The 24,289-nt window shown below is 64.7% G+C and carries 24 protein-coding genes; 11 read left to right on the top strand and 13 right to left on the bottom strand.

The window, feature by feature from the left end; translation table 11 throughout:
• Positions 1 to 2 precede the first annotated feature (2 nt).
• The 3 genes from M2332_RS03550 to M2332_RS03540 are packed head-to-tail and all read right to left on the bottom strand — an operon-like array spanning position 3 to position 1,800.
• Positions 3 to 326, bottom strand: coding sequence for a YnfA family protein (locus tag M2332_RS03550; RefSeq protein WP_264573003.1), 324 nt, complete (start codon positions 324 to 326; stop codon positions 3 to 5).
• A complete protein-coding gene (locus M2332_RS03545) occupies positions 323 to 820 on the bottom strand; it encodes an NfeD family protein (protein WP_264574881.1) in 498 nt (165 codons plus the stop codon). The genes M2332_RS03550 and M2332_RS03545 overlap by 4 nt, the downstream gene beginning before the upstream one ends.
• A gap of 5 nt (positions 821 to 825) precedes the next feature.
• Positions 826 to 1,800: an SPFH domain-containing protein gene (locus tag M2332_RS03540; protein ID WP_181559860.1), complete on the bottom strand. Its 975-nt coding sequence runs from the start codon at positions 1,798 to 1,800 to the stop codon at positions 826 to 828.
• Positions 1,801 to 1,892: 92 nt separating this feature from the next.
• Here M2332_RS03540 and M2332_RS03535 point away from each other — a divergent pair, with 92 nt between their 5' ends.
• From M2332_RS03535 to M2332_RS03515, 5 genes are all read left to right on the top strand, one after another.
• Positions 1,893 to 2,741, top strand: coding sequence for an HpcH/HpaI aldolase/citrate lyase family protein (locus tag M2332_RS03535; protein WP_413715938.1), 849 nt, complete (start codon positions 1,893 to 1,895; stop codon positions 2,739 to 2,741).
• A 54-nt stretch (positions 2,742 to 2,795) separates the two neighbouring features.
• Complete coding sequence (locus tag M2332_RS03530) at positions 2,796 to 3,137, top strand: hypothetical protein (protein ID WP_264573002.1); 342 nt, start codon at positions 2,796 to 2,798, stop codon at positions 3,135 to 3,137.
• 120 nt (positions 3,138 to 3,257) lie between these two features.
• Positions 3,258 to 4,715: an IMP dehydrogenase gene (guaB, locus tag M2332_RS03525; RefSeq protein ID WP_181559858.1), complete on the top strand. Its 1,458-nt coding sequence runs from the start codon at positions 3,258 to 3,260 to the stop codon at positions 4,713 to 4,715.
• Between the two features lie 30 nt (positions 4,716 to 4,745).
• The gene (locus M2332_RS03520; RefSeq protein ID WP_264573001.1) at positions 4,746 to 5,939 is read left to right on the top strand and encodes an RsmB/NOP family class I SAM-dependent RNA methyltransferase; all 1,194 of its coding nucleotides are present in this window, start codon (positions 4,746 to 4,748) and stop codon (positions 5,937 to 5,939) included.
• Between the two features lie 50 nt (positions 5,940 to 5,989).
• Complete coding sequence (locus M2332_RS03515; RefSeq protein WP_264573000.1) at positions 5,990 to 6,499, top strand: tetratricopeptide repeat protein; 510 nt, start codon at positions 5,990 to 5,992, stop codon at positions 6,497 to 6,499.
• Between the two features lie 20 nt (positions 6,500 to 6,519).
• On the opposite strand, the gene rsmA is transcribed toward M2332_RS03515, so the two are convergent.
• The 4 genes from rsmA to M2332_RS03495 all read right to left on the bottom strand — a co-directional run bounded on the left by rsmA (position 6,520) and on the right by M2332_RS03495 (position 12,252).
• On the bottom strand, positions 6,520 to 7,341 hold the full coding sequence (gene rsmA, locus M2332_RS03510; RefSeq protein WP_264572999.1) for a 16S rRNA (adenine(1518)-N(6)/adenine(1519)-N(6))-dimethyltransferase RsmA: 822 nt from the start codon (positions 7,339 to 7,341) through the stop codon (positions 6,520 to 6,522).
• Positions 7,338 to 8,366 (bottom strand): 4-hydroxythreonine-4-phosphate dehydrogenase PdxA, encoded by a 1,029-nt coding sequence (gene pdxA / locus M2332_RS03505; RefSeq protein ID WP_264572998.1) that lies wholly within the window; start codon positions 8,364 to 8,366, stop codon positions 7,338 to 7,340. The genes rsmA and pdxA overlap by 4 nt, the downstream gene beginning before the upstream one ends.
• 13 nt (positions 8,367 to 8,379) lie before the next feature.
• On the bottom strand, positions 8,380 to 9,750 hold the full coding sequence (locus tag M2332_RS03500; RefSeq protein WP_413715975.1) for a peptidylprolyl isomerase: 1,371 nt from the start codon (positions 9,748 to 9,750) through the stop codon (positions 8,380 to 8,382).
• 141 nt (positions 9,751 to 9,891) lie between these two features.
• Positions 9,892 to 12,252, bottom strand: a complete 2,361-nt coding sequence (locus M2332_RS03495; RefSeq protein ID WP_264572996.1) for an LPS-assembly protein LptD — start codon at positions 12,250 to 12,252, stop codon at positions 9,892 to 9,894.
• A gap of 226 nt (positions 12,253 to 12,478) precedes the next feature.
• Between M2332_RS03495 and M2332_RS03490 the strand changes: the two genes are divergently transcribed.
• Positions 12,479 to 13,933 carry a leucyl aminopeptidase gene (locus M2332_RS03490; protein ID WP_264572995.1) on the top strand — a complete coding sequence of 485 codons (1,455 nt, stop codon included), beginning with the start codon at positions 12,479 to 12,481 and terminating at the stop codon, positions 13,931 to 13,933.
• Positions 13,934 to 13,994: 61 nt separating this feature from the next.
• Positions 13,995 to 14,432 carry a DNA polymerase III subunit chi gene (locus M2332_RS03485; RefSeq protein WP_264572994.1) on the top strand — a complete coding sequence of 146 codons (438 nt, stop codon included), beginning with the start codon at positions 13,995 to 13,997 and terminating at the stop codon, positions 14,430 to 14,432.
• 25 nt (positions 14,433 to 14,457) lie between these two features.
• Here M2332_RS03485 and M2332_RS03480 read toward each other — a convergent pair whose 3' ends face one another.
• A complete protein-coding gene (locus tag M2332_RS03480) occupies positions 14,458 to 15,198 on the bottom strand; it encodes a hypothetical protein (RefSeq protein ID WP_264572993.1) in 741 nt (246 codons plus the stop codon).
• A gap of 170 nt (positions 15,199 to 15,368) precedes the next feature.
• On the opposite strand from M2332_RS03480, the gene ndk reads away from it, so the two are divergent.
• Positions 15,369 to 15,791 carry a nucleoside-diphosphate kinase gene (ndk, locus tag M2332_RS03475; protein ID WP_181559849.1) on the top strand — a complete coding sequence of 141 codons (423 nt, stop codon included), beginning with the start codon at positions 15,369 to 15,371 and terminating at the stop codon, positions 15,789 to 15,791.
• 75 nt (positions 15,792 to 15,866) lie between these two features.
• On the opposite strand, the gene M2332_RS03470 is transcribed toward ndk, so the two are convergent.
• Positions 15,867 to 17,084 carry a glycosyltransferase family 4 protein gene (locus tag M2332_RS03470; protein WP_264572992.1) on the bottom strand — a complete coding sequence of 406 codons (1,218 nt, stop codon included), beginning with the start codon at positions 17,082 to 17,084 and terminating at the stop codon, positions 15,867 to 15,869.
• Positions 17,085 to 17,348: 264 nt separating this feature from the next.
• On the opposite strand from M2332_RS03470, the gene M2332_RS03465 reads away from it, so the two are divergent.
• Both M2332_RS03465 and M2332_RS03460 read left to right on the top strand, forming a co-directional pair.
• Complete coding sequence (locus tag M2332_RS03465) at positions 17,349 to 18,596, top strand: tyrosine-type recombinase/integrase (RefSeq protein WP_264574879.1); 1,248 nt, start codon at positions 17,349 to 17,351, stop codon at positions 18,594 to 18,596.
• Between the two features lie 22 nt (positions 18,597 to 18,618).
• On the top strand, positions 18,619 to 19,320 hold the full coding sequence (locus tag M2332_RS03460; protein ID WP_264572991.1) for a hypothetical protein: 702 nt from the start codon (positions 18,619 to 18,621) through the stop codon (positions 19,318 to 19,320).
• A 419-nt stretch (positions 19,321 to 19,739) separates the two neighbouring features.
• Here M2332_RS03460 and M2332_RS03455 read toward each other — a convergent pair whose 3' ends face one another.
• From M2332_RS03455 to M2332_RS03445, 3 genes are all read right to left on the bottom strand, one after another.
• On the bottom strand, positions 19,740 to 20,552 hold the full coding sequence (locus M2332_RS03455; RefSeq protein ID WP_264572990.1) for a DNA adenine methylase: 813 nt from the start codon (positions 20,550 to 20,552) through the stop codon (positions 19,740 to 19,742).
• 161 nt (positions 20,553 to 20,713) lie between these two features.
• On the bottom strand, positions 20,714 to 21,970 hold the full coding sequence (locus M2332_RS03450; protein WP_264572989.1) for a tyrosine-type recombinase/integrase: 1,257 nt from the start codon (positions 21,968 to 21,970) through the stop codon (positions 20,714 to 20,716).
• Positions 21,971 to 22,180: 210 nt separating this feature from the next.
• The gene (locus M2332_RS03445; RefSeq protein WP_264572988.1) at positions 22,181 to 22,588 is read right to left on the bottom strand and encodes a response regulator; all 408 of its coding nucleotides are present in this window, start codon (positions 22,586 to 22,588) and stop codon (positions 22,181 to 22,183) included.
• Positions 22,589 to 23,091: 503 nt separating this feature from the next.
• Here M2332_RS03445 and M2332_RS03440 point away from each other — a divergent pair.
• Positions 23,092 to 23,706: an SOS response-associated peptidase gene (locus M2332_RS03440; protein ID WP_264572987.1), complete on the top strand. Its 615-nt coding sequence runs from the start codon at positions 23,092 to 23,094 to the stop codon at positions 23,704 to 23,706.
• A 140-nt stretch (positions 23,707 to 23,846) separates the two neighbouring features.
• On the opposite strand, the gene M2332_RS03435 is transcribed toward M2332_RS03440, so the two are convergent.
• Positions 23,847 to 24,287: a hypothetical protein gene (locus tag M2332_RS03435; RefSeq protein WP_264572986.1), complete on the bottom strand. Its 441-nt coding sequence runs from the start codon at positions 24,285 to 24,287 to the stop codon at positions 23,847 to 23,849.
• Between the last annotated feature and the right edge of the window lie 2 nt (positions 24,288 to 24,289).

Raw genomic sequence — 24,289 nt, 5'->3', positions numbered from 1 at the left:
CGCTAGGCTGTGCGTGGCCCGAAGACGATGATCGCGGCGCCGCACAAACAGACTGCGCCGCCCAGCAGATCCCAGCGATCCGGCCTGGTGCCCTCTGCAAGCCAGAGCCAGGCAAGCGCGCTGGCAATATAAACACCCCCATAAGCGGCGTAAGTCCGCCCCGCATAATCGGCTTCCACCAGCGTGAGAAGCCAGGCAAAAACCGCCAGTGAGGCAAGGCCCGGGAGCAGCCAGAGCGGTGATTTGTCGAGCCGCAACCATGCCCAGAATGCAAAGCAACCGGCGATCTCTGCCAGCGCCGCGCCGATAAAGGCAAAGGCTGTCATTCCGGCTCCGGCACGTCCTTGCCGTCACGGGCCAAGCCGGGCGGGGCGAGGGGAGTGGGCAGGGGTTCGACAATCAGCGCCGCGCCCTTGGTCCCCGTCACCCGCACATAGCTGCCGGCATCTGCATCCGGTCCGGTCGCCGTCCAGCTTCCGTCATCCACCTTCACCCGGCCGACCCCATGATTGATCGGTTCGACCACCAGCAATTCGCGGCCAACAAGGCGCGCGGCCCGGTCATTGAGCATCGGGTCTTGGGATGCGACAGGGCGGGCGAGATACCAGAGCCGTCCGCCGCTCACCGAAATCGCGGTGAAGATGGCAAAGGCGAGCAGCTGGAAGGCCGGGTTGATCGGCAGGACCAGGCTGAGCCCGGCCGTCAGCGCCGCAGCTACGCCCAGCCAGATCAGAAAAACGCCGGGCACGATGATCTCCGCCCCGGCGAGGATCACCGCGAACACACCCCAGAGGATGGAAGGATGCATGCCGTCGAGCATCGGCGTCACGGCGTCCGCGTGTGAGGCACGCCGGTGCCGGACACGGGCCGTGCAGGCGGCGTTGCACCATGATCTCCCAGCGCTTCCTTGGCGAGCTGGCCGATGCCGCCGAGCGTGCCGATGAGCTGGGTGGCTTCCACCGGGAAGAGGATGGTCTTGGCGTTGCTGGAGGTCGCGAACTTCTCCACCGCCTCGACATATTTCTGCGCCACGAAATAGTTGATCGCCTGGGCATTGCCGCCCGCGATGGCCTCGCTCACCACTTGCGTCGCTCGCGCCTCGGCCTCCGCCTCGCGCTCGCGGGCCTCGGCGTCACGGAACGCTGCCTCACGCCGGCCCTCGGCTTCGAGGATCTGCGCCTGCTTGGCGCCTTCGGCCCGCAGGATCTCGGCGCTCTTGAACCCTTCGGCATCGAGGATATTGGCGCGCTTCTCACGCTCGGCCTTCATCTGCCGGGCCATCGCGTTCACGATGTCCTGCGGCGGGCGGATATCCTTGATCTCGACGCGGGTGATCTTGACGCCCCAGGCATTGGTAGCGTGATCGACCACGCTCAGTAGCCGGGCGTTGATCTCATCCCGCTTGGAGAGGGTCTCGTCCAGATCCATCGACCCCATCACCGTGCGCAGATTGGTGGTCGAGAGCTGGAGCAGTGCCGTATTGAGGTGGCTCACCTCATAAGCGGCCTTGGCGGCATCCAGCACCTGGAAGAACACCACGGCATCCACGGCCACCATGGCATTGTCGCGGGTGATGATTTCCTGAGACGGGACATCAATCACCTGCTCCATCATATTGATCTTGCGGCCGACCCGGTAGAAGAAGGCGGGATAAATGTTGAAACCGGGAGACGCGACTTCGGTGAACCGGCCGAACCGCTCAATGGTGTAGCGATGGCCCTGCCGGACGATCTTCACGCTGGCAAACAGATAGAAGATCACCAGAATGGCGATGAACATTGCGAACGTGACCAGATCCATGGTCGATAGCCTCCTGCGCTTGCGGTCGCTACTATGGCCCTTCAGAACAGTGCCGGAAAGCGGAATCGGCAGGATAAGAGGATTGAAAAGGCATGCAGAAGCGTCGTCCGGTCGAAAGAATTGATTTGCCGTTGCGCCTCGTTCGGACGCTGCTGTTCGTACCAGCCTCGCGCCCGCGCGCGATCGAGAAAGCGCGCCAGCTCGACTGCGACTTCATCATTCTCGACCTCGAGGATTCGGTGATCGCCGAAGACCGCGACGCGGCCCGGCAGCGCGCCGTGGAGGCTGTGCAAGCCGGGTTCGACGGACGCCCCTGCGCCATCCGCATCAATGCCGAGGGGCGGCCCGAGCACGGGCTGGACATGGTCGCGGCCCGCAGTGCCGGGGTGCCCTATGTCATCGTGCCCAAGGTGATCGAGGCGCGGCAGGTTCACGACGTCAATCGCGTGACGCAACGGCCGGTCATCGCGATGATTGAGAGCCCGGCGGGGATCATCAACGCCCTGTCCATCGCGCGCGAGCCGGGCGTCTCGGCGCTGGTCGCCGGCACCAACGATCTGCGGCGAGGCCTGGCCGTGCCGCCTGATGCACCGCGCAGCGCGATTTCCTACTCGCTCCAGTCCATCGTGCTGGCAGCGCGCGCCGCCGGTGTCGCCGCGTTCGATGGCGTCTACAACAATCTGGAAGATCCGGCCGGTCTGGCCGCCGAGTGCGACGAGGGGCGGCAGATGGGGTTCGATGGCAAGACCATCATCCACCCCAGCCATATCGATATCGCCAATGATGCCTTCTCCCCCAGCGGCCCGGCAGTGGAACAGGCCCGCGCATTGGTCGAGGCCTTCACCGGTGGCGCCCAGCGCTATGACGGGCGCATGATCGAGGCGATGCATGTCGAGGAAGCCAAGGCGATCATCGACCGGGCCGAGCATCTGCGCAGCTAGGCTTTGGATCGCGTCGTAACGGATCGCTAACCTGCTTTCTTTACGAAGCGCTACATGGATATTCCCGCCGCTTATGTCGCCCTGACGGAGGGGAGCCTGCGCTTTCTCGCCATTTCGCACGAGCGCGCGCACCTGATCGGCGGCTTGCTGCTCTATGCTATGGTCGCTGCCTGGCCGCTCACGCGCCGCCATCCGGCCTTGCCATTTGCTGTGGTGGCGCTGGCCGAGCTCGTCAACGAGAGCCTGCAAGCGGCCTATTACCGGTCGCTGCGCCTCGACGATACACTGTCCGATCTGGTCTGGACGCTTGCCGTGCCAGCCCTCCTGCTCGCGTTGACGCAGATGATCGCTAGCGATCGTGCGGAGCGCGGGGTGGTCCGTCCCGCCCTCGGATAGGCGCAAACCAGCCTTCGCGCCCTTCTCTTTGACGACCCCCTAGCCCTGCACGGGGGAAATGGTTACATGGGCCGCCACTGATTCCCCCAAGGGGTCTCTCCAGATCAGGTGGCGACATATATGGACATTCGGCTCGGCCTCACTTTCGACGACGTGCTTCTTCAGCCGGGCGAGTCCGATGTGCTGCCGAGTCAGGCCGATGTGTCCACGCGGGTCAGCCGCAACATTTCGCTGAATATCCCCATTCTTTCCTCGGCCATGGATACCGTGACTGAGGAAGACATGGCCATCGTGATGGCGCAGCTTGGCGGCATCGGCGTGTTGCACCGCAATCTCTCCATCGAGGAGCAGTGCGCGGCGGTGCGCGCGGTCAAGCGGTTCGAGAGCGGCATGGTCGTCAACCCGATCACCATCGGGCCGGATCAGCCTTTGTCCGAGGCGCAGGCGCTGATGGCGCGGCACAAGATCAGCGGCATTCCGGTTGTGGAGTCGACCGGCAAGCTGGTCGGCATCCTGACGAACCGCGACGTGCGCTTTGCCGAAAACCCGGCACAGCCGGTGCGCGAGCTGATGACGCATGAGAATCTCGCGACCGTGCGCACTGGCGTTTCGCAGGATGAGGCCCGCCGCCTGCTGCATCAGCGCCGGATCGAGAAGCTGCTGGTGGTCGATGATGCCTTCCGCTGCGTGGGCCTCATCACCGTCAAGGACATCGAGAAGGCCGTCACCTATCCGCAGGCCACCAAGGACGCTTCCGGCCGCCTGCGCGTCGCCGCGGCAACGACGGTCGGCGACAAAGGTATCGAGCGCACCGAAGCGCTGATCGACGCCGAATGCGACCTGATCGTGGTCGATACCGCCCATGGCCACTCCAAGATGGTGGCCGAGAGCGTCGCGCGTATTCGCAAGCTTTCCAATGAAATCCAGCTGGTTGCGGGTAATGTCGCGACCGCCGAGGCCACGCGCGCGCTGATCGACGCCGGCGCGGACGGCGTGAAGGTCGGCATTGGTCCCGGTTCGATCTGCACCACGCGCGTGGTTGCCGGTGTCGGCGTTCCGCAGCTCACCGCGATCATGGACGCGGCGCAGGAAGCGCTCAAGAGCGGTATTCCGGTGATCGCCGATGGCGGCCTGCGCACCTCGGGCGACGTTGCCAAGGCGCTGGCTGCGGGCGGCGCTGCGGTGATGATCGGATCGATGCTGGCCGGCACGCAGGAAGCACCGGGCGAGACGTTCCTTTATCAGGGCCGGGCCTATAAGAGCTATCGCGGCATGGGCTCCGTCGGTGCGATGGCGCGCGGCAGCGCGGATCGCTACTTCCAGCAGGACATCAAGGATCAGATGAAGCTGGTGCCGGAGGGGATCGAAGGCCAGGTGCCCTATAAGGGGCCGGCGCGCGATGTCATCCATCAGCTCGTCGGCGGTGTGAAGGCTGCCATGGGCTATACCGGCAGCAAGACGATCCGCGAGCTGCAGGAGCGCGCCCGCTTCGTGCAGATCACCAATGCCGGCCTCTCCGAGAGCCATGTGCATGACGTGACGATCACGCGTGAAGCGCCGAATTATCCGACACGATAAAGATATCAGCCCTGCATTGGGGGCAGCGGTATGACGCCCGCCGCGCGAGTGCAGGCCGCCATCGATCTGCTCGATGTCATCATCGCCAGTGCGCGCGATGATGGCGCCGCCGCCGATACGCTGATCGCCCGCTATTTTCGCGAGCGCCGCTATGCCGGATCGAAGGATCGCCGCGCGGTGCGCGACCTCGTCTATCGCGCTGTGCGAGCCTATGGCGATCCGCCATCCTCCGGCCGTGCGGCCATGGCGGGTCTGGCGCGCGAGGACGCGGCGCTGGCGGCGCTGTTTGATGGCTCGGCCCATGCGCCGACGCCCTTGGGCGAGGCGGAACGCGGGCCGGATGGCTCGCGCCTGCCGGGCTGGGTCGCCGCGGCCTTTGCCGGGCTGGTCGATGAGGCCGAGCAGGCGGCGCTGCTCGATCGCGCCCCTCTCCACGTTCGGCGCAACCCGCTGAGGGCGAGCGATGCGGATATTTTGGCGCGTTGGCCTGAGGCCCAGCCGATCAGGGCAACGACATATGGCTATGCGCTGCCGGCCGGCACGGACGTTCCGGATGATGGTATTGCCGAGGTGCAGGATGCCGGGAGTCAGCTGATCGCGCAGGCCTGTCACGCCATACCGGGCCTGACCGTGCTCGATCTATGCGCCGGGGCAGGGGGCAAGACGCTCGCTCTGGCTGCGGACATGATCAAGAACGGCGCTCTTGTTGGCCGCCTGATCGCGGCCGATGCTGTGCGAGACCGTCTCGCGCGGTTGACGCCGCGTGCCGAGCGCGCCGGCTATGGCGGGCAGATCGAAACGCTGCTGCTCGACTCTGGTCGGGAGGAAGCAGCGCTCAAGCCGCTCGCCGGGCAGTGCGACGTCGTCTTGATCGATGCGCCCTGCAGCGGATCGGGCACGTGGCGACGCAATCCCGAGGCGCGCTGGCGCCTGACGCCCGCACGGCTGGATCGGGTCGTTGCGCTGCAGGCGCGGCTGTTGCGGCTGGCGCTGCCGCTGGTGAAGCCGGGCGGGCGCCTGGTCTATGCGGTCTGCTCGCTGATCGACCGGGAAGGGCGCGATCAAATTCAGCAAATCGTCAGGACCGATCCCCTATGGCAGCCGGTACACTTTACCGGGTCGGAACAGGCGCCGGGGCGTTCATGGGGCGAGGGCACCTTACTCACGCCTGCACATGACGGAACCGACGGCTTTTTCTTCGCGGTGCTTGAAAAACCATGCTAGCGTCGTCGACCATGGCGTCTGTTGCGCAGGGCTCGATCTGGGAGACAATCATGCGGTTTACCCCCGCCTCCATATTACTTGCGAGTGCGCTTGCCCTGTCGGCGAGCAGTGGATTTTCCCAGCAGAGCGCGACGCCCGCGCCCAGCCCGCGCGCAGCCGAATGGATGGCAAAAGGCAAGGCCGCCGCAGATGCTGGCGATCTCACCAAGGCCCGCGATGCCTACGAAACCGCGCTTCTTCTGGCGCCCGATCAGCCCGGCATCTTCATGTCGCTGGCCAAGATCGCCCGCGCCCAGAAGCTCCCCGGCAAGGCCATCCGCTATTATGGTCGCGCGCTAGATCTGGAGCCCGGCAATCAGGCGGCCCTGCAAGGCGAAGGGCTCGCGATGCTGGACAAGGGCGCGGTGGAAAGCGCTCGCGAGACGCTCGCCAAGCTGCGCCTGCTCTGCAAGACGCAATGTGCCAGTGCGGATCAGCTGGCCTCCGCGATCGCCACGACCAAGCCGCCGGTGACCACGGCTGAGGCGGTGACCAACGCACCGAAGGTCGAGCAGCAGTAAATTTCGCGCTGTGAACTTGCTCAGCGCCCCATCAGGCGCGCGAGCATCACGAAATCGTCCACGCTGAGTGTCTCGGCGCGGCGGCTGGGGTCGATCCCGGCTTCCGCCAAAGCATCGAGCGCGCCCGGCAGCCCCTTGAGGCTCTGCCGCAGCATCTTGCGCCGCTGACCGAAGGCGGCGGCCGTCAACCGGCTGAGCGTTGCGACCTCGACCCCGCCGGGCGCGTCGGCCGGGACGAGATGGACCACAGCGGACATGACCTTGGGCGGCGGCGTGAAGGCCGACCGATGGACTTTCATCGCGATGCGCGCACGGCTGCGCCACTGGGCCAGCACCGCCAGCCGCCCATAGGCATCGCTGCCGGGCTGCGCGACGATCCGCTCGGCCACCTCAGCCTGGAACATGAGCGAGGCGGAGAGCCACCAGGGCGGCCAAACGCCGCTCTCCAGCCAGCCGACGAGCAGGGCTGTGCCGATATTATAAGGCAGGTTCGCGACGATATGCGCCGGTCCGCCGCAGGCCTCCACGGGGTCGACCCGCAACGCATCATCCTCGATGACGCGCAACTGACCCGGAAAGGCCGCCGCGACTTCGGCCAACGCCGGAATGCAGCGGGCATCACGTTCGACGGCCGTGACCTGCGCGCCGGCGCGGAGCAGCGCACGGGTCAGCCCGCCCGGACCGGGGCCGACCTCGAACACGCGCGCGCCGGTCAGATCCCCCGGAATCGCGGCGATGCGATCCAGCAACTGCTCGTCCAGCAGGAAGTTCTGGCCCAGCGCCCTGCTGGCCCGCAGGCCATGCGTGGCAATGACCTCGCGCAACGGTGGAAGCGGGGTCATGAGGGCTGGCAGGGATCGACCCAGGCGCGGCGATTGAGCTCGGCCTGCTGCGCCATGCGAATGGCGGCGATCATCGCGCCAGGATGCGCCCGATCCTTGCCCGCCAGATCGAACGCCGTGCCATGGTCGGGCGATGTGCGCACGATCGGCAGGCCCAGCGTGATGTTGACGCCCTCATCGAAGTCCAGCGCCTTGATGGGGATCAGCGCCTGATCGTGATAGCAGCACAAGGCCGCATCGTAGAGCGCACGGGCGCGGGGCGTGAACAAGGCATCCGGCGAATGCGGCCCGGAAATGTCGAGCCCGTCTTCGCGCAATTGCTCGAGCACCGGCGCAATCAGCGTTGTTTCTTCCGTGCCGAGCATCCCGTTCTCACCCGCATGAGGATTGAGGCCGGCCATGGCGAGGCGCGGGTTCTCGATGCCGAACAGCCGCTTGAGGCCGCGCGCGGTGGCCAGTGCGCGGGAGCGGATCAGTGCGGCGGTGAGCGACTCCGGCACCTCTGTATAGGGAATATGGATGGTGAGCGGCACCACACGCAGCGACGGGCCGGCCAGCATCATCACCACATTGCCGCGCGAGACGCCGCAGCGCTCGGCCACGAACTCGGTCTGGCCGGGGTGCGTGAAGCCGACTTGCGACAGCTGGGATTTGGAAACGGGCGCGGTCACCAGGGCGCTGGCGCTTTCCGCCCGCACCAGCCCCGTCGCCGCTTCCAGCGCCTGGAAGGCGCAGCGCGCGCCATCGATCGAGGGCTGGCCGGGGATGATCTCACCGGCATCGGCGACCTGCAGGCAGGGCAGCGCCTTGCCGAACACCGCATCGGCCTCGATCGGGTCGCCGATCATCGCCACCGGCCCTTGCCAGACCGCAGCGATGGCGGCGCTATCACCGACCGCAAAGAAAGGAGGGAGATTGTGCGCGTCCCGCGCTTCCCAGGCTTTCGCGGTGACCTCCGGACCGATCCCTGCGGGATCGCCCAGCGATATCGCGATCGGCCGCGGCAGCGCGGACGCGGAATACATCGTGCGGAAGACGTCAGTTATAGTCGATCACCGCATCGCGACGGAGGTCGCGCAGATATGTGCGTGCACGCTTGTTCACGCGATCTTCCTCCATCTGCGCCATGATCGACTCCACCGACGGTGCGCTGGCGTCCGGCGGATCGTCCCGACCGCACAAAACGAGCGCGCGGACGCCTTCCGTTGCCGAGCCGAAGGGCGGCGTGGATTCGCCGACCTGCATCGAGAGCAGAATGGACTGGAGCTGCGGGGGCAGGTTGCGCGCCTGAATATCGTTTTCGATGACCGTCGCGCCGACGCCCTTGGCCATCGCCTCGACCGATCCGCAGCCCTGAAGCTTCTTGAGCGCTTCCCCGAAGGCGTTGGCGCGCCGCTGGGCCTCAGCAGCCGTTGTGCCGGCGGGGAAGTCGATGGCGACCTGCTTGAGGCTGAGCACGGCGTCGCGCGCGTCGGCCATCAGCACCTGGCGCTTGTCGATCAGATAGACGAGCGAAAATCCGCCCGGAATGGCAATCGGGCCGGCGATCTGGCCGACCTGGAGCTGCTGGGCGGCTTCGGCCAGCGGCTCGGGCAGCTGCGCGGCGCGCACCCAGCCCAGATCACCGCCGACTGCAGCGGTCGATGCTTCCGAATATTGCCGCGCATAGGCCTGGAACGAGCCGCCCTGGCGAATCTGCGCCATGATCTTCTGGGCGTTCTCGGCCACCTGCTGGCTGTTCGACGGGTTGGCGGAGAGATAGATCTCGCCGATGTGGAACTCTTCCTTGCCCTTGGCTGCCTGGAGACGCTCATAGGTCGAGCGGACCTCGTCCTCGGAGACGTTCACGAAAGGCTGGACCTGACGCCGCAGCAGGCGGCTCCACGCGACCTCGCCTTCGATCTGGCGCCGGATGCTGCGCGCGGATGAGCCCTGCGCGGCAAGATATTTTGCGAAATTGTCCGGCGTGTAGCGGAAGTTCGCGGCGACGCGGGCGAAGTTCTCGTCAAGCTCGGCGGCGGGGACGCGAATATCCTTGGCCGCTGCCTCCTGAATCTGCAGCGTCTCGTCGATGAGGTTGCGCAGCACCTGCAGACGCAGACGGTCCTTTTCCTCGGCACTGACATTGCCGCCATTGGCGAGGACCACCAGCGCGAGCCGCTGCTCCACATCCGTCTGGGTAATGACCTCGCCGTTCACCAGCGCCGTCGCGGTGCGGACATTGGGGTCGCGCTTGCCGAAGAGCACCACCGAGGCGGGAATATCGAGCGCGGACGCGGTCGCACCGGCGGCATCCTCAGCCTGGCCTTCCGGCGCTTGAGCAATTGCTGAGCACGCCAAAAGGCCCGTCGCGGCGCCTGCAAGAATCCGGGCGGTGAAACGGGAGGAAATCCTTTTCACGCTGTTCACGTCAGTCAAACTTGCTCTCCATTCAGAAGCAGGCGGCCTCAAGAGGCCGCGGACCTGCCCGGCGGATTAATGCGCGGCGGCTGAACCGGGCCTGAGCGAGGATGACGCCCGGCCTTCACACCCTTTGCGAAGCTGGAGTCTTTACAGGCCGAGATTCTTAAATACCAGCCGCAGTTGAAACGAATTGCCGCGACGGGCATCGCCGACCGTCTGGTAATCGCGCCGCCAGGTGAAGCCGAGTTCCAGGCAGTCATCCTCATAGGCGATGCCGAGGCGGTGACGCACCGGCTCGAAGCCGGACAGGGTGCTCGTCGGATCGTCCCGCTGGCCGGTCAGATCGATGTTCGTCGAGCCGAAGACCGACCAGAAGCGCGCAAAGGCGACGCGCGCTGCAAGGCGGATTTCCTCGACATCGCGCAGATCCTCGACGCCGGACGTAATGTTCCGGTCCAGCCGCAGATAGCCGACCTCGGCATAAGTGCGGCGCGTTCCGACCGTCGCCTCGATCTCGTTGCGTCGGACGGCGAAGCCATCCTTGTCGAGCCGGAAGCGGTGGGTGAAGGACAGGAAATCCTTGTAGCGGATTTCCGACCGACCAACGATGTCCGACAGCCGATCGGACAGGCCGGTGCCATTGGGCAGCAGGGACGGGCGGTCATCGATGCGGTAGCTCTGGCCGACGGTGGTATCGAACGAGAAATTCGGCACGTCGAAGCGGTAGTCGAACCCATAGGTGATGCGGGTCGAATCCTCGAAGCGATCATAGCCAGGAAAGCGATTGAGCGCGAAGAGGTTGGAATCCTCCAGGTCAATCGCGCGGGCATCTTCGTTGGGTACATTCAGGTTGGCGAGGCGCGGCGCGGCAACCAGCTGGATGCGTGGTGTCAGGCGCTGGGTGCCGCCAAAAGCCTGCCCGATGAATGGCCAGCGCACATCCAGCGCCAACGCGGCGATTCCTCGCGTCTGCCAGCCTTCCTCACCGCGATAGACCACCGTTGGCGAGAGATCATTCTGCGCGCTGTTGTAGACATCGCCCCGCGCATAGGCGGTCAGCGAGACTTCCTGCCCCATGCCGGTCAGGCGGCTCTGCTTCCAGGTGAAGCCGACGAACGCGCGCTGGGTATCCTGCCCGTCTGTGCGGAGGATCGACAGGCTGTTGGCCTGCAGTTCCACCCGTCCGCCGAACAGCGGATCGGTGGTGCGCAAACGGTAGTCGATTGCGGGAATGGCGATGGGGACCTGACCGGCGCGGTCCCCCGAGCGCAACGACTGGAAGGCCCAACCGGCAATCGAGAGATAACTGCGCGTGCCGATCCGCTCAAGATTGAGCGTGGAGCGCAGACGATCCTCGTGGCTCAGGTCATAGCGATTGAGGAAGGTACGGTCGGACGCGTAACGCAGCGATCCGGTCAACGACCAGAGCGGGTCGAACTGAAACTTGCCGCTGGCAGCGATGTAGCCGCGCAGACGCTCATCGCTGGTGACATCGGTTTCGCCCGTGACCGGCGTAACGGCGCTGACCGTGCCATAGCCGGTGATCTGATAGGCACCCTTAGACAGCAGGGCGCGATAGCTGGCGCCGAGCATCGGCAGCACCGCGCTGTAGACATAGGGCGTGAGCGTCAGATCGCGATTTGGCGCAAGCCGCCAGTAATAAGGCTGCACATATTGCACCCCGTTGCGCCGATCATAGCCGATATCCGGCACCAGCAAGCCGCTGCTGCCTTCATCGCCAATGCTGTGGCGCAGGCCCGGCAGGGGAAGCAGGGGCAGGCCGAACATGCTGACGCGCGCATTCTCATAGCGCACCCGCTGGCGAGCCTCGTCCAGAATGACGCGATCGGCCTGAATCTGCCAGGTTGGCTCCTTGGGGCAGCCCTTGACCGTCTCGACCTTGCAGGGCGTGAATGCCGCCTTGTCCAGCACGTAGATGTTGTCGGTGCGCTGGGCCTTCACCGCCGCCAGCCGATTCTCGCTGTTGGTGACGATCAGCAGATTTTCGATGACGCCGTCCCGCAGGCTTTCGGTGACGTCCATCTCGTCGGCATAAGCGCGGTCGCCACGCTCATTGACGAGCAGCACGTCGCCGCGCGCGATGACGGTGCCGGCCTTGCGATCCCACTCCACCTGATCGGCGGACAGATTGGCATCCTGCCGGGCGACGCGGACGTTGCCGGAGGCGCGCACGATATCGGCATTGCTGTCGTAATCGATCCGGTCGGCCTGGAAATTGATCTCGTTCTTGGAGACCGGCGCTGCCGGCATGGGGACGGCCTCGGCCTCTTCCTTGGCAGGGCGGTCCTGAAAATCCGGTTCGGCGCCGGCGGGAATATCCTGCGGCGCCACATTGTCGATGGTGAGCGGCGGTTCGCCCTGCGTCGGCGGCTCGGCCTGCGTCTGGGCGTAGGCCGGCGCGGCCATGACCATCGCCAGAATCAGAGCTGGCGCGCTGATGCACAGGTGCACGCGCATCATGGTCCGCTCGCGCGTGTCACGGCTCATCGTGGCAACCAATCGTCATTCTCCCAGCGCGGCTCGCGGTCTGCGCGCGCCGTGTGCAACGCTGCCCTATTGCACTGCAGCGCCCGCTCCGCAATTGCCTTCCCAAGCGTGAAATCGCGCTTAACGGTCCCTTTGCCGTGGCATACCCCCTGGCAAGGCGCTATTCCGCTTCCATATTCACACCAGGTCATCTGGCCACATAATTCCTTTCCAGGAGCTTGTATCCATGCACATCGCCATTTCCGCCAGTCGCCCTGCCGACATGGACTGCCTCGTTTTCCCGGTCGCAAAGGGCGCCGCCGTGTCGCCGGGCATCGAGGCGCAGGCTCTGGCGGCGCAGGCGGCGGCGGCATCGCGCTTTAGCGGCGAGGCAGGCGCCGTGGTGGAACTGTTCGTGGCCGAGGCGGGCAAGACTCTCCGCGTCCTGCTCGTCGGGACGGGCGAGGGCACGCCGGCCGATCTGGAGAAGGCAGGCGGCGCGGTGACGGCACGGCTGCAGACCTCCGGCGTCAAGCATGTCGCAATCGACGGCGCGGGGCTTACTGCCGACGCGCTTGCCCGGATCGCGCTGGGCGCGGAATTGCGCGCATGGCGCATCGACACCTATCGCACGAAGCTGGCGGAGAAGGCCAAGCCGACGCTCGAAACCGTAACGCTGGTTCATGAGTCCGGCGATCTGGCGGCGCTCGTAGATGATGCCAAAGCCGTCGCACAAGGTGTTGCATTCACGCGCGAACTGGTCGCCGAGCCAGGCAATATCATCTATCCCGAGAGCTTCGTAGAGCGCTGTCGGCATCTGGTCGATCTCGGCATTGAAATCAGCGTGCTGGATGAGACGGATATGGCCAATCTCGGCATGGGTGCTTTGCTCGGCGTTGCGCAGGGCTCGGTGCGCAAGCCGCGCATTCTTGCGATGCGTTGGGACGGCACCAATGGCGCGCAGGCCAAGCCGCTGGCGCTGGTCGGCAAGGGCGTCACCTTCGATACCGGCGGCATTTCGCTCAAGCCCGGTGCGGGCATGGAAGACATGAAGTGGGACATGGGCGGCGCGGGCGCCGTTGCCGGCGCGATGAAGGCGCTGGCCCTCCGCAAAGCGCCCACGCATGTCGTCGGCATCTGCGGGCTGGTCGAGAATATGCCGGACGGCGGCGCGCAGCGTCCCGGCGATATCGTCAAGACCATGTCCGGCCAGACCGTGGAAGTGCTGAACACGGACGCCGAGGGGCGTCTGGTGCTGTGCGATGCGATCTGGTGGACCCAGCAGACCTACAAGCCCGAGACGGTGATCGATCTTGCAACCCTCACCGGGGCGATGCTGATCTCGCTCGGCAGCGAGCATGGCGGCTTGTTCAGTAATGACGATGGTCTTGCCGAAGAGCTCCTCGCGGCCGGTCGCGAGAGCGGTGACAAATTGTGGCGCTTCCCGCTGTCGCCCGCTTATGACAAGCTGATCGACAGCCCCATTGCCGACATGAAGAACATCGGGCCGCGTTATGCCGGCTCGATCACTGCGGCGCAGTTCATCAAGCGCTATGTGCAGGATGGCGTCAAATGGGCGCATCTGGACATTGCCGGCATGGTCTGGGCCGACAAGCCCGGCGCGACATGGGAGAAGGGCGCTACCGGCTATGGCGTGCGCCTGCTCGATCAGTTGATCCGCGATCACTATCAGGCCGGTTGAGGTCTTGCGCATATTTCGGCCCGGCCTTCGCAGCCGGGCCCAATCGCGCTAGAGCCGCAACATGCAGGTGGATTTCTATCAGCTCAGCCGGGATCCCGTCGAGGCGACGGTACCCGCCATCGCGCGCAGGGTGCTTGATGGCGGCGGGCGGCTGCTGGTCGTTTCCGCCGAGCGAGACCAGCTCGACCGTATCTCCGAGGGTCTGTGGAGTGCAGGGCCGGAGAGCTATCTGGCCAACGATCATGCGGATGCACCCATGCCGCAGGTCCAGCCGATCCTCCTTGCGCCGAGTTGCGATGCAGCCAATGGCGCGCGCCATGTCGCGCTGGCCGATGGCTTGTGGCGGGATGAAGCGCTGGGCTTCGATCGGGTCTTCTACTTTTTCGACGATGCCACGGTGGGCGGGGCGCGGCTCGCCTGGAAGGCGCTGAGCCGATCGGACGACGTCACGACGCGCTTCTGGAAGCAGGATGGCGGGCGGTGGCGCCAAGGCCCTTGAGGCACCGCCGGCGCGCCGGATTCGCTCACCGCATATGACGCGGCTTCTTGGTGGTATCGGCGCGCGCTTCTGCGTGACGGCTCTTGAGGGACGTCGGTGCGCTGGCCTGAAGAAATTCACGGCCGCTCAGCCCGTCTCCGCCGCGTCGGTTGAGCGGCGGTTCGAGGGTTTCGATCAACAGCGCTTCCATGGTTCTGAGCATATTGGCTTCGCTCCAGCACGCGCTTTGCGCGAAAGGCAGATGCTGACTGGCGTCTCGCAGGCCGAACCAGGAAAAGCGATTCCACCGGCCGGCAAGTCGGTCGGTCGTATGCGTCTTGAGTCGCGCATAGAGATCGTTGCTCGCTCGCCCGACATAGACGGTCCGCGCGCCATCCTGCAGCAGATAAAGACCCACCTGACGGGCAAAGTTGAACAATGGCGCCCCCTTCGTGCGCCGGCCGAGGAGGAGGGGTGGTCCGGACCAGGGCACCAGTTCGCGTTTCCAGAACATGCCAAAGGCATTCAGGCTCTCGCCCGGTCCGAGGTCCGGCCAGCAAATGGCAGGATATTGAGAGGCCCGGTTGCAGGTTGAGCTTTTGCGCGCGGCGCCTCGAGCCAGTGCCGGCTCCGTCGCCTCTGCTGGTAAGGTTAGGCAGGGCGTCGTCACCGTCGCCACCTCCGGAAAGCGGCGCTGCTGTTCCGGTGCAATGCTGTGAAAGCGCAGCGACCCGTCATCATGCCTGTCGATCCGATAAATGGATTCCTTCGGCTCCGCGCCCTGCATGTTCCCATTCCCCCTTTGCGCACCCAACCATGGCAAACTGTAACAATGTGAACTCAAAGCGCTTAATTGATCGTAACCCGTGGACGCCTGCTGCTCTTGATCGGCCGTCGCTTCGCGGGTAGAGCGCGCGCGACCTCAACTTTTTCGTTTTCTTTACCGGAGCATTTCTCATGGCGGCGACCCGCACCTTCTCGATCATCAAGCCCGACGCGACCCGTCGCAACCTGACCGGTGCTGTCACCAAGATGCTGGAGGAAGCCGGCCTGCGCGTCGTGGCATCCAAGCGCATCCACATGAGCCGCGAGCAGGCCGAGGGCTTCTACGCGGTCCACAAGGAGCGTCCCTTCTTCGGTGAGCTGGTCGAGTTCATGATTTCGGGCCCGGTCGTCGTGCAGGTTCTGGAAGGCGAAGACGCCGTGAAGCGCAATCGCGACATCATGGGCGCCACCAACCCCGCCAATGCCGAGCCCGGCACCATCCGCAAGGAACTGGCCGAGTCGATCGAAGCCAACAGCGTTCACGGGTCGGACAGCGAAGAGAATGCCGCGATCGAGATCGCCTACTTCTTCAAGCCGGAAGAAATCGTCGGCTAATCGGATGGCCGTCTAACCGTCGGCCTTCTAAAAAAGGGGCGCCAGACCATCGGGTCCGGCGCCCTTTTATTTGGTTTAGTGCTGCCGGCCGGAGGCTGCTTCCGCCTTGAAATAATCGAGCAAGGTCTGGGCCGATTTGAACAGATCGTGCCGCTCTTCCACGCGGCGCCGCGCCTCGGCGCCCAGCGCAGCCTGCTGCTCGGGCGTGGCGCGCATGATGCCGCGTAAGGCCTCGGCGATGGCGTCCTCATCGCCAGGCGCGAAAATCCAGCCACAGCGCTCGTCAAGCAACTCGGGGATGCCCGCAATGGTCGTGCTCAGCACCGGTCGACCGATGGCGAAGGCTTCCATGATTCCGATGGGCAGGCCCTCGGCATAGCTCGGCAGCAGCATGGCGCGACCGGCCAGCAATTGCTCCCGCACATAGGCACCGGTGCCCCAGCCGTGCAGGACGACATGATCCTCGACGCCATGTGCCCGGATTGCCTCCCGTAGCGCGTCCTCGTCGTCCCCGCCGCCGATCAGCTCGACCACAAGATCGGGAAATTCCCCATTCACAGCAGCGACGGCAGGCGGAATATGAATCTGGCCCTTGTTGGCGCACAGGCGGCCGATGCAGATCACTCGGCTGCTCTCGGGCGGGGCAGGCTGATAGGGGAAGTCGGCGAGGTTGATGCCGCAATGGACGATGCGGACCTTCTGGGCCGCCTCTGGGGCCTCCGCTACGATGCGATCGTGGCAGTAACGGGTGATGGCGACGATGAAAGCCGCATCGCGTGCCTTCTCGCGGATGGAGAGGCGGGCCGGCTCGCCGGGCACCAACTCATCGGGACCATGGACCGTGAAGCTGTAGGATGGCCCGCCTAGCCGCCGCGCCAGCATCGCCACGGTGGTTGCGTTAGTGGAGAAGTGGGTGTGGACGTGATCGATCCCTTGCGCATTGGCGCGACGGGTGAAAGCCATGGCCTCCAGCAGATAGGCGACATGGGCGACAAGGTTTCGCCCCGCGTTGCGCCACACCCGCCACCAGAGCGGCAGCACCCGCAGCGTCCTGACCGGATGTAGCAGGCAGGTGAGCACCACGTCGCACAGCAGCGCCGCCTTGCTGCCGGTGATGATATAGTGGGTGCGCGCCTGCTCGGCGATATCTTCCGGGTCGACCAGCTCACCATCCCAGTGCCGTAGGGCATAGCGCTCGACCGGCTGGCCGAGCGCCTCGATCGCGCCGATCTCGCGACGGATGAACGTCGTGCTGATCAGCGGATACATGTTGAGAAGATAAGCAAGTTTCATGGCCGACCGCTCATGGGAGCGGAGAGGCGAGCCTGTCAACGCGGCTAACCCTTTTTGCGGCAGCGCGGGCCGGCAAGTCCGCCTCAGCAGTCCGGCAATGTGTGGAAAGTGGCTCCCCGAGTAGCAGCATCGGGGCCTGCTCTCACTTTCCCACAGTTTCTCACAACTCTTGCCAAATCCATGTAATTGGGCAATTCCCTCTCTCCTGCTGTCTCGGGTTGTCCCGGTGCAGCACTGCCGATTTGGGGGCTCCGCTGGGGGCCAGTGGGGGCCTGTTTGCTGACAGTTTTGGCGTGCCGGAATGCCGTGCCGCGGGAGAAGCCATACAAGCTTTCGGACGCAAATGGCCTATATTTGCACGTCCTGCCGTCCGGCACGCGCAGCTGGCGTTGGAAGTACCGTATCGGCGGCGTCGAGAAGAAACTCTCCTTTGGCCAGTTCCCCGAGGTGTCGCTGGCGAAGGCGCGCGAGCTGCGCGACGAAGCGCGCAGCACACTGCGGGCCGGTGGGGATCCAGGCGCGAAGACGGCGCCGCCGGAAGCACGGCCGAGCTTCGAGCAGGTTGCCCGGGATTGGCACAAGCATCAGTCTCTCGTCCGGGCGCCTCGTTATGCTGGCCAGATCCTCGACAGGCTCGAGACGGACGTCTTCCCATCGATCGGCGCCATGCCGCTGGCCGACATCACTGCAGCGACGGTTCTCAAAGTCATCCGGTCGATCGAAGCGCGCGATGCGCTGGTGATGGCCCAGCGCGTCCGGCAACATATCTCGTCGATCTTCGTCTTCGCGATTGGTGCCGGCTTGGCCGAGACGGATCCTGCAAATCTCATCCAGCCAGCGCTGAAACCGCGCACGCGGACGTTGCGGCCTGCCGTGCTCAGGATCGAGGACGCACGCGCCCTGATCACTGCGGTGGAGGCGACGACCGACGCTTATGTGGGGACCAAGCTCGCGTCGCGGCTCCTGGCGCTGACAGCGGTGCGGCCCGGAGTGTTGCGGCTCGCCGAGCCGACCGAATTCGAGGATCTCGACGGACCCGCGCCACTTTGGCGCATTCCGGCCGGGAAAATGAAGCTGTCCCGCGAGAGCAAGGCAGACGCGGCGTATCAGTTCGTGGTGCCGCTCGCGAGGCAGGCGGTGGATGTGGTCAAGACGGCTGCTGTCGTCTCGGACGGCCGGCCCTATCTGTTCCCGAACACCGTGAAGGCGACCAAGCCGATTTCAGACAGTACGCTGAGCAAAATCTATCGGGATGCAGGCTATCAGGGGCGACACGTCCCGCATGGATGGCGCGCGACCTTCTCAACGATCATGAACGAAATGGCCGCGCAAAACGACAACGTCCTCGACCGCGCGATCATCGACCTGATGCTGGCCCACATGCGTGGCGACGTCGAAGCCGCTTACAATCGGGCCGCCTATATGCCCCGTCGCCGCGAACTGGCGCAGATCTGGGCGGACATGCTCCTGAAGGACGCGCCGCCCGCAGGATCGCTACTGCCGCTCGACTGAATAAGCTCGCCGGAGCGCGGGCATGAGCGCCCGCGCAATTGGCGATCTCGCCGCCAGCATCGCCGGCGTCCGCCGCCTCGGCCGCCGCACGCTCCAGCCGGTGCGCCGCCATAGCCCCTATGCCGGCGAATATGAGCAGGAGCGCTGGAAGCGCGAGAACATGTTCCCTCGATCCGAGAACAACGCTCGGCTCAAGCAACTGGAGCAGCTGATGCGGTCGACAAAACTGCCCGGCCGGCGCCGCGGCATCGTTGGTGATATCGAGATGGACGTCTATCGCTTCCTGTTAAAGCGACGCGGTCGGATGAATGGCCGACTGGATTATGCGATCAACACGATCGCCGCGGAAATCCGCCGCGCACGGTCAGCCGTCATCAATGCCTTGGCGCGGCTGAAGGAGCTGGGGTTCCTGGACTGGCGCCGACGGACGGCCCCTGTCGAGGATCCCGAGCCCGGCGGGCAATATGTCCAGCAGATCTCCAACGCCTATTTCCTGACGCTGCCCCGCAAGGCGGCCGAACTCGTCCGTCGCATCATGCGCCGGCCTACCGAGGAAGGCCGCCGTGCCGATCAGCAACGGCAATTCCTCGACCAGTTCAACGCCATGACGCCCGACGAGCAGCTGGCAACGATCGCCGACGAAGGGCTTCGTTCGACGTTCCGCCGCATGCGTCGTCTATTGGAGGGTGCGAGTCCTCCAGACGGTCAGAATCAGGCCATGTAAGAACAAGGGATAAGGAATCGAGCTGCGCTCGATGCTCCAACCCCGCTTCGCGGGGCCCCGATGAGGGAAACCCGACGCCAGGTCCCGCCCACAGGCACAGTCAGCTCTCCGGCGCACCGGAGGGGCCGGGCAGGCTTTGGCCTGCCCGGGGGCTATCCAGGGGGATAGCGGGGCAAGAACTGTGCCACCGCGCCGCGGGGCGCAGTGGTCGAGCACGGCGTCTGCATGCCGCAGTCTTGATGAGCGCAAGATGGTCATTGGCGGGCGGCGCGCCCGGTGGCTGGTGCTGGGAGGGCGGGAGAAACCCCTTTGCTCCTCGCAGAGCCCCAGCTGATCCCCTCGCCAAGTCTTGCCTCCCGGCTTGGCTGAGAGAGCGTCAAGTTTATGGCAGCGAAGCTCGCTCTTGCAAGTCTACGAGTTCACGACTTAGCGCTGATGTCAAAATTGGCGACGATCAGCTCGCGCGCGGCCTGCGCCTTCGTCGAAATCGTATAGGTGGTCTCGACATCAAGGACCGCGAAGTGGCTGAAGATCTCGCGCGTCTCGGGCGTCGCGTTGATAGAAAGGATGAACTTGCCGGCGATGTCGACGAGCTGCTCGGCAAGGCGGTCGAAATCATCGCGCGAGAAGACAGCCGCGCCATAGTCATCCTCGGAACCGTAATAGGGCGGGTCGAGGTAGAACAACGTGGCCGGCCGATCGTAGCGGCGGATGAACTCCGCATAGGGCAGGCGCTCGATCGTCACGGAAGCCAGGCGTTCGTGCAACGCCTCCAGGTCGGCCGCCAATGTCGTGACATCGAACCGCGCTGGCCGATCGGTAGACACGCCGAAGTTTCGGCCGGTGACCTTGCCGCCAAAGGCGGTCCGCTGGAGATAGAGAAATCGTGCCGCGCGCTCGAGGTCGGTGAGCGTCGACGGGTCCGTCTTCTTCAGCCGCTCGAATCCTGCCCGGGTTGTGAGCTGGAAGCGCAGCATATCCATGAACGCGACATAATGGCGCTGGAGGATCCGGAACAGCGTCGCGACGTCCTCGCTGATATCATTGATCACTTCCGCGCGCGCCTTGCGGCGCCGGCGCAGGAAAACGCCGCCCATGCCGATGAACGGCTCGGCATATGTGGTGCAGTCCACGGCATCGATGACGGACACGAGGCGGCGCGCCAGATTGCGCTTGCCGCCGATATAAGGCGCAATTGGTTTAGCCGGGGGGCAAAAATTTAGGCTTTCCATAACGATTGTTAATCCACATGGCCCCGCCCGATGCACGGGTGGCGGGACGGCCGGTTTGGCCAGCTAAGGTCGTGGCGAGGTGCTACTCGTCGGCTCTCCGGGCGGCTACCCGGATCCCCCGCCCGGCCTAAGCCTGGGCGACGAAATCCATCAATTGGTGATCAGGACGCCAGCATCTTTGCCCACCGGCAAAACAGATCGCGCCGGCGCGCCAGATGCTCGGCGCGGTTGTAAGCGGCCTCGACCTTGTTGGTCGGCACATGCGCGAGGGCCTGGTCGATGACGTCCTTTTCGGTGGGGCACTGCTCGTTGAGAATGGTCGAGAAGCTCGCGCGCCAACCGTGTGGGACATGCCGGCCGGCATAGCCGGCTCGATTGTAAAGATCGCCGATCGCGCCGGCGCCGATCGGGAAGATAGGGGTATGAGTATCGTACCCGTTTTCGGCGGCAGAGCGCAGCAGCTCGGCCGCCGGCGGGCTCAGCGGGATCAGATGGTCATTGGCCGCGTCCGCCTTGCGCACGCGGGTCAGCTTCATGTGCGCGGCCGGGATCCGCCAGAGCGGGGCAGGGCCGTCCAGCTCCTCGATCTCGGACCAGCGCGCGAGGCGCAGCGCGCCGATGCGCACGGCTGTCAGGGCAAGGAACCGCGAGGCCAGCTTGACGCGCGGCGCCGCTTCCAGCGCATCGACGGCGACCTGCAGCGCCTTGAGCTGTTCGATATCGACCAGCGCCGGATGCCGCTGCACGCTCGGCGGCGGCGCCAGCTCCGCGCGCAGCGCTGCGGCCGGGTTCGTTGTGCAGAGCTCGCGGACAATCGCGTAGGAGAAGATCGCGTCCAGACGTTGGCGGATCCGACGCGCGGTTTCGATGGCGCCGCGCGCCTCGATCGACTGCACGAGTTCGAGCAGCTGCACGGCCTCGATTCCGCCGATGGGGTTCTTCGCCAGAAGGGGAAGAACGTCGCGCTCGAGGCTCAGGATCACATCGCGGGCATGTTTGGCCGACCAGCGTCCGCGCCGGTCCTCGAACCATGCGCGGGCGACCGTCTCGAACTGGTCGGCATGCGCCGCGGCTGCGCGATCGCGGGGATCGAGCCCGGCCGCGATCAGCGATCGCGCGCGATCGGCGCCATCGCGGGCATCGACCAGAGACATGTCGGGCCAACGGCCAAGGGAAAGCAGCTGCTCCTTTCCGCCGGCGCGGTACTTGAGCCGCCAGGACTTCAGCCCGCTCGGCGCAACGAATAGGAATAGCCCTCGCTCATCGAACATCTTGTAGGCGCGCGGCTTGATCCGCGCGGCCTTGACCGCTGCGTTGGTGAGCATCTGTGCCCTTCCGTCCATGGGGGGTGCCGATCGCGCAGCGGACCGGTAAGGTTGCTTCAGTAATTCTGGTTGCGGGCGATAAAGCAGCGCCAAATCATCATCACGGTGCTACTGCGGTGAGATGCTCGGGTGAACACCTTTACGATGGGCTGATGACGATCAAGGCCATACCCGCTATCGATAGCGCGATCGCAACAGCTACGATCGCGAAATTTGCTCGCCGCGACGTCGATGAGGCAGCAACCCTTTGCCGTTCGCTGGCGTCATTTGCCTTGTCGGGATCTTTCATCGCGGGGTGTCGGACTAGATCGCCTGTTTGAGCGGCCCCGGCTGTTTGTCGTCGGGGAGTTTCATGCGAAGATGTTGATGGACCATTTCCGTCGTGAACGGTTTGGTTATGAAAGTCGCGCGGTCCGGCATATCGCCTGGCTGCGGCCGAATACGGCCGCTGGCAAGAACGATTTCGATGTGCGGCCAATGGCGGTCAACATGCCGAGCGAGGGCGAGGCCGTTCATCTCGCCAGGCATTTCGACGTCAGAAAACAGCAAGACGACGGAATTGGCATGGCGATCAAGCAGCGCGATAGCTGAAGGAGCATCAGCAGCATTAGCGCACTTGAAGCCAGCTTCCTCCAAAATGTCGCAGGCGTGAATCAGGATGATCGATTCATCGTCGACGATCAGGGCCGAAGGGGCAGATGAATGTTCCATTCACCCAAAACAATTTTAACAAAAGTTAGTTTCTTGCAAAGTAACGTAGCGTAAACTGTGCAGAGATGCGTTGCGAATAGGACGGATATCCCCTCCGCCCCGGTCGCTCATTTCGGCGCTTTGCGACGAGCCGATACCCCACTCGGTACCCCAACTATTGACCGACTCGGGGTCTAGATGTTCTCCATTCGTTCATGCCCTTGCATGCCGGCCCTGATTGCATTTTCGAGGCAGCTGCGTTCCAGTACACCGTCACGATCCGTTGTCGGCATTGCGGTCATTTGAAGATCTACGATCCCCACGCTCTCTGGTGGCTGTTTCAGCGCAAGGGTTGGAACGATCATCTAAAGCAGCTCGGGCGACATTTTCGCTGCACCCAATGCCGCTCTAAGCAGATACAGGTCAGATTGACGCGTGAGGACCCGACTGGCGAACAGCCACCGCTTCCTCCGAAAAGCGAATGGCGACGCGCCGCAAATCGGTTCAGGGGGTAGGGGGCACCAATGTGCAATCTGTACAGCGTCAAAGTCGGGCTGAAGGACTATCTCGCGCGGTTTGACGCCCTGCCGGATCCTGCGGATCGCCTCGTTGTCGAGAAGGATTACGTGGCCCCCGGCAAGCCGGGTTACGTTGTGCGTGAGCAAGATGGCGAGCGCCTTCTCTCGGTGATGAACTGGGGCTTCCCCTTTCGGGGCAAGCCGGTCACCAACGTGCGCAACTACACCTCACCATTCTGGAAATCGGCGCTGGCCAATCCCGCGCGGCGCTGCCTCGTCCCGGTCAATGAATTCCAGGAGTGGAGCGTCCAGGCGGACCCGGAGACGGGCAAGAAGCGCCCCTATTGGTTCACAGTGCCCTCACAGCTCACATTTGCCTTTGCGGGCATCTGGCGGCCGACCGAAGCCGATCCGGTCTATTCCTTTCTCACCTGCGGCTATGAGGGCGACCCGGCGACGCATGTTGTCGGCGCCATCCATCCGAAGGCCTGCCCCGTGATCCTTCACCCCGAGGACTATGACCGTTGGCTTCGCACCGATCTGGACGATGCACTCAGTCTCGCGGCCCCTTATCCGAGCCAGTTGATGTCAATCGGCCGTTACGCGCCGCCGGCGCCTTGAGCGGCTTACCGTTCAGCTGCTTCGCCTGGTTCCAATCGATCGAGGCCTGGCGGGCCGCCACATAGGCGTTGACGGTCGCGGCATGGCGCAGGCGGCAGTCATGTGATTCCAGGATCGCGTCGATATCGCCCTGCGCCAGTTCACCGATGCTCTTGTCCGTCAGCTGCGCCGGCGCCGGGCAGGGGGCAGACAATGCCGCCGGCAGCGGTGGAGGCACAGGCGCCAACCGCTCCCCGGGCCCGATTGACTTCGCGGTACAGGCCGTCAGTGAGGCCAGCAGCAGGATCGGAAAGACGCGGCTCACGGATGATCTCCTTCGTGACGGTGGGCTGGATGATGGTTCTGGTCGCCTGCAGGACGGAGCGTCCCTGCTCGTAGCGCGCGCTTGCAGCGTTGATCTGCTCGCCGATCGCCTGCTCGGTCTCGCGCGCGCTGCGCGTCAACATGACGGCGGTGATCATGCGCTCGCGTTCGGCGTCGGCCTGGCCGCGGACATATCCGCGGTTATCGAGCCACCAGAGCGCGCCCAGGATCGCACTGACGCCCAGGACATGCGGCAGCGCGCGGATGAGGAAGGACATGG

Origin of the sequence: Sphingobium sp. B11D3A, assembly GCF_025961695.1 — a bacterium.
Classification (GTDB): Bacteria; Pseudomonadota; Alphaproteobacteria; order Sphingomonadales; family Sphingomonadaceae; genus Sphingobium.
This window is presented reverse-complemented; position numbering and strand designations above follow the sequence as displayed.

Excerpts from the sequence above, each read along its gene's own strand:
- M2332_RS03470 (WP_264572992.1), bottom strand. The coding sequence starts at position 17,084 with ATGAAACTTGCTTATCTTCTCAACATGTATCCGCTGATCAGCACGACG.
- M2332_RS03480 (WP_264572993.1), bottom strand. The coding sequence starts at position 15,198 with ATGCAGGGCGCGGAGCCGAAGGAATCCATTTATCGGATCGACAGGCAT.
- M2332_RS03435 (WP_264572986.1), bottom strand. The coding sequence starts at position 24,287 with ATGTCCTTCCTCATCCGCGCGCTGCCGCATGTCCTGGGCGTCAGTGCG.
- ndk (WP_181559849.1), top strand. The coding sequence starts at position 15,369 with ATGGCGGCGACCCGCACCTTCTCGATCATCAAGCCCGACGCGACCCGT.
- pdxA (WP_264572998.1), bottom strand. The coding sequence starts at position 8,366 with ATGTATTCCGCGTCCGCGCTGCCGCGGCCGATCGCGATATCGCTGGGC.
- M2332_RS03445 (WP_264572988.1), bottom strand. The coding sequence starts at position 22,588 with ATGGAACATTCATCTGCCCCTTCGGCCCTGATCGTCGACGATGAATCG.
- guaB (WP_181559858.1), top strand. The coding sequence starts at position 3,258 with ATGGACATTCGGCTCGGCCTCACTTTCGACGACGTGCTTCTTCAGCCG.
- M2332_RS03550 (WP_264573003.1), bottom strand. The coding sequence starts at position 326 with ATGACAGCCTTTGCCTTTATCGGCGCGGCGCTGGCAGAGATCGCCGGT.
- M2332_RS03520 (WP_264573001.1), top strand. The coding sequence starts at position 4,746 with ATGACGCCCGCCGCGCGAGTGCAGGCCGCCATCGATCTGCTCGATGTC.
- M2332_RS03530 (WP_264573002.1), top strand. The coding sequence starts at position 2,796 with ATGGATATTCCCGCCGCTTATGTCGCCCTGACGGAGGGGAGCCTGCGC.
- M2332_RS03485 (WP_264572994.1), top strand. The coding sequence starts at position 13,995 with ATGCAGGTGGATTTCTATCAGCTCAGCCGGGATCCCGTCGAGGCGACG.
- M2332_RS03440 (WP_264572987.1), top strand. The coding sequence starts at position 23,092 with ATGTGCAATCTGTACAGCGTCAAAGTCGGGCTGAAGGACTATCTCGCG.
- M2332_RS03455 (WP_264572990.1), bottom strand. The coding sequence starts at position 20,552 with ATGGAAAGCCTAAATTTTTGCCCCCCGGCTAAACCAATTGCGCCTTAT.
- rsmA (WP_264572999.1), bottom strand. The coding sequence starts at position 7,341 with ATGACCCCGCTTCCACCGTTGCGCGAGGTCATTGCCACGCATGGCCTG.
- M2332_RS03515 (WP_264573000.1), top strand. The coding sequence starts at position 5,990 with ATGCGGTTTACCCCCGCCTCCATATTACTTGCGAGTGCGCTTGCCCTG.
- M2332_RS03545 (WP_264574881.1), bottom strand. The coding sequence starts at position 820 with ATGCTCGACGGCATGCATCCTTCCATCCTCTGGGGTGTGTTCGCGGTG.
- M2332_RS03490 (WP_264572995.1), top strand. The coding sequence starts at position 12,479 with ATGCACATCGCCATTTCCGCCAGTCGCCCTGCCGACATGGACTGCCTC.
- M2332_RS03460 (WP_264572991.1), top strand. The coding sequence starts at position 18,619 with ATGAGCGCCCGCGCAATTGGCGATCTCGCCGCCAGCATCGCCGGCGTC.
- M2332_RS03540 (WP_181559860.1), bottom strand. The coding sequence starts at position 1,800 with ATGGATCTGGTCACGTTCGCAATGTTCATCGCCATTCTGGTGATCTTC.
- M2332_RS03495 (WP_264572996.1), bottom strand. The coding sequence starts at position 12,252 with ATGAGCCGTGACACGCGCGAGCGGACCATGATGCGCGTGCACCTGTGC.
- M2332_RS03535 (WP_413715938.1), top strand. The coding sequence starts at position 1,893 with ATGCAGAAGCGTCGTCCGGTCGAAAGAATTGATTTGCCGTTGCGCCTC.